Origin of the sequence: Pseudomonas sp. PS01298, assembly GCF_029959745.1 — a bacterium.
GTDB lineage: Bacteria > Pseudomonadota > Gammaproteobacteria > Pseudomonadales > Pseudomonadaceae > Aquipseudomonas > Aquipseudomonas aylmerensis.
Window position 1 is genome coordinate 1 of sequence record NZ_JASCPP010000224.1, and the last position, 2,706, is coordinate 2,706.

A 2,706-nucleotide genomic window follows, 5' to 3' on the forward strand; every position below is an offset into this window, starting at 1 on the left:
GCTTGCCGGCGATAGCAGTCTCTAGAACGCTATCGTCGGCAAGCCGGGCTCCTGCAAGGGCGCGTCAGAAATTGGCGCGAGGATCGAAGGCAGCTTTCTGCGCCAACGCCTGCCACAACGCTTTCACCTCGTCATCGCCTGCCGGTGGCATCACCGCCTTGAGCTGCACGTAAAGGAAGCCGCGCTGCCCGGCCTTGTTCAGCAAGCCATGGCCCTTGGCGCGCATGCGCTGGCCGTTCTGGCTGCCGGCCGGCACCTTGAGGTTGATCTTGCCGGTCAGGGTCGGCACCGCCACTTCCGTGCCCAACGCCAATTCCCATGGCGCCAGGGGCAGGTTGATGATCAGGTTCTCGCCATCCACCTCGAACTTGGGGTGTGGCGCAAACTTGATGATCAGGTACAGGTCGCCATTCGGCCCGCCGCCGATGCCCGGTGCGCCCTGGCCCTTGAGGCGGATGCGCTCGCCGTCGGTCACGCCGGCCGGGATCTTCACGTTCAGGCTCTTGGTGGTGTTGCTGACATGCCGGCCCGAGGCGTCGTATTGCGGCACCTGGAAGCTGATCTGCTTGGACTCGGTCGACAGCGTCTCCTCGAGGAACACCGACAGCTGCATCTCCACGTCCTGGCCTTTACGCCCGGCAGGACGGCGCTGGCCGCCTCCGAAGGCATCGCCACGCGAGCCGAAGATCGAACTGAAGAAGTCCGAGAAGTCGCCCGCGTCCTGGCCGCCACCAAAGCCGCCACGGCTCTGCCAGCCCGGTGGCCCCTGGAATGGCTGGCCGTGTTGGCCGTATTTGCGCAGTTCGTCGTATTCCGCGCGCTTATCCGCGCTTTTAAGCGCTTCATAGGCTTCGGACGCGTCCTTGAACTTGGCTTCGGCGTCTTTTTCCTTGCTGACATCCGGGTGGTATTTGCGTGCGAGCTTGCGATAGGCGGCCTTGATTTCCTTGTCATCGGCGCTCGGCTCGACACCCAGAATCTTGTAGTAATCTTTGAAATCCATCGGCGGTTCACCATCCTTAATCGAGATCGCACAGCCCGGGGCACAACGTGCGCTGCATTGCACCTGTTGAGTGCTGTGGCCTGGGGGTGCGTCAAAGTGTTATCGGCGCTAGCCGTATGCACAAGATGTGGGGGCGAAACGCGCACTTTCAAGCACCATTTAACGGATAGTCGGCCTACGCATTCCTTTGCGACTGGCATACACTGCGCGGCCGTTTTTCAACCGGAACCCGATAGACATGAAAAACCCATCTCCAGCCCGTGCCTGCGGCATCGACTTTGGCACGTCCAACTCCACCGTCGGCTGGATCCGCCCCGGCGAGGAGACGCTTATCGCGCTGGAGGACGACAAGATCACGTTGCCGTCGGTGGTGTTCTTCAACTTCGAGGAGCGCCGCCCGGTCTACGGTCGCCTGGCCCTGCACGAGTACCTGGAAAACTACGAAGGCCGGCTGATGCGCTCGCTCAAGAGCCTGCTGGGTTCCAAGCTGATCAAGCACGACACCAGCGTCTTGGGCACGGCCATGCCGTTCACCGACCTGCTGGCGCTGTTTATCGGCCAACTCAAGAGCCGTGCCGAGACCACCGCCGGCCGCGAGTTCGAGGAAGTGGTGCTGGGACGTCCGGTGTTCTTCGTCGATGACGACCCGATGGCCGACCAGGAAGCCGAAAACACCCTGGTGGATGTAGCGCGCAAGATCGGCTTCAAGGACATCTCGTTCCAGTACGAACCGATTGCCGCGGCCTTCGACTACGAGTCGACCATCGAGAAGGAAGAGCTGGTGCTGATCGTCGACATCGGCGGCGGTACCTCCGACTTCTCGCTGGTGCGCCTGTCACCGGACCGCCGTCACAACGACAACCGCCACGACGATATCCTCGCCACCGGCGGTGTGCACATCGGCGGGACCGACTTCGACAAGCAACTGTCGCTGGCCGGCATGATGCCGCTGTTCGGCTACGGCAGCCGCATGAAAAGCGGCGCCTACATGCCCACCAGCCACCACATGAACCTGGCGACCTGGCACACCATCAACTCGGTGTACTCGCAAAAATCCCAGCTGGCCCTGGGCAGCATGCGCTACGACATCGAAGACACCGGCGGCATCGACCGCCTGTTCAAGCTGATCGAACAGCGCGCCGGCCACTGGCTGGCGATGGAAGTGGAAGAAACCAAGATCCAGCTGACCCACGAAGACAGCCGCCACGTACTGCTCGACCGGGTTGAACCGGGCTTGAGCGTGGACCTGAGCCGCAGCCTGTTCGAGTCGGCCATCGACGGCCTGCTGGAGCGCGTGCGCAACAGCGTCACGCAATTGCTCGCCGACGCCTCGGTGGACGTTGCCCAAGTGGACACGGTGTTCTTCACCGGCGGTTCCAGCGGCATCCCGGCCCTGCGCCACAGCATCTCGGCAATGCTGCCGAATGCACGGCACGTGGAAGGCAACATCTTCGGCAGCATCGGCAGCGGCCTGGCGATCGAGGCAAGCAAACGCTACGGCAGTTGAGCGAGACGCTGGCCAGAGAAGGCTTGAGGCAACCAGAGCCTCTTGTGGCCTGCAGGGCTTGATGAGCCAACCAAAGTCTCCTGTGACCTGCAGGGCTTGATATGGCTGATGAGCTTGTCGTGGCTGCCGGGCTTGATATGGCTGATGGGCTTGTTGTGGCTGCCAGGCTTGATGTGGCTGATGAGCTTATTGTGGC

The 2,706-nt window shown here is 62.2% G+C and carries 2 protein-coding genes; one reads left to right on the plus strand and one right to left on the minus strand.

Going from position 1 to position 2,706, the window contains the following annotated elements:
* Positions 1–64: 64 nt before the first annotated feature.
* Complete coding sequence (locus tag QMX97_RS31910) at positions 65–1,003, minus strand: DnaJ C-terminal domain-containing protein (protein ID WP_065900211.1); 939 nt, start codon at positions 1,001–1,003, stop codon at positions 65–67.
* 238 nt (positions 1,004–1,241) lie between these two features.
* On the opposite strand from QMX97_RS31910, the gene QMX97_RS31915 reads away from it, so the two are divergent.
* Positions 1,242–2,510 (plus strand): Hsp70 family protein, encoded by a 1,269-nt coding sequence (locus tag QMX97_RS31915; protein ID WP_106805300.1) that lies wholly within the window; start codon positions 1,242–1,244, stop codon positions 2,508–2,510.
* Positions 2,511–2,706: the final 196 nt, after the last annotated feature.

Bases quoted from the DNA above. Each gene is read 5' to 3' on its own strand.
- QMX97_RS31910 (WP_065900211.1), bottom strand. From the start codon at position 1,003: ATGGATTTCAAAGATTACTACAAGATTCTGGGTGTCGAGCCGAGCGCC.
- QMX97_RS31915 (WP_106805300.1), top strand. From the start codon at position 1,242: ATGAAAAACCCATCTCCAGCCCGTGCCTGCGGCATCGACTTTGGCACG.